This is a genomic window from Vibrio sp. 03_296 (assembly GCF_002265885.1).
The window spans coordinates 1-516 of sequence record NZ_NPKW01001316.1 but is presented as its reverse complement, the minus strand read 5'-3'; the positions used below and the strand labels follow the sequence as shown (position 1 = coordinate 516).

1 pseudogene is annotated in these 516 nt (G+C 49.8%); it reads right to left on the bottom strand.

What is annotated here, in order from left to right:
* Nucleotides 1–516, bottom strand: a pseudogene (locus CIK04_RS31780) (reverse transcriptase domain-containing protein); the annotation flags it as partial.

The window sequence follows — 516 nt, the reverse complement described above, 5'->3', positions numbered from 1 at the left end:
CCTCGTTGTCTTCGCTCTACTAACCCATCTCGCATTAAGCCTGCCTGTAGATATGCCCTGATTAGCTTTAATACTCGTTTATCACTAATGTCCTTAGATAATCTGTGCATCACCCTATCATGGTTCACCGTGTCGAAGTATTTGGCTAGATCGATATCCACTCACATAACCCCGCCCTTCTCTGATATAGCGGCTTGCTGCCGCAAGCGCATGATGCGCACTACGGTTTGGCCTGAACCCATAACTGCTGTTGGAGAACTTCGGCTCATAGATGTCTGACAGTACTGATGTGATCGCCTGTTGGACTATCCTATCCAGTACCGTAGGGATACCTAATTGCCTGACGCCACCATTCGTTTTAGGGATTTCTATACCCAGAACAGGTTGAGGTTGGTAGCTTCCGTCCAGAAGACTCTGGCGGAGCGCTTGCCCATTCGAAGCTTGTCGAAGTTTAGAGATGGTCGCTGTAATGTCGAGTCTGTCGACGCCTGCGCACCCCTTGTTCCTCTTCACGCG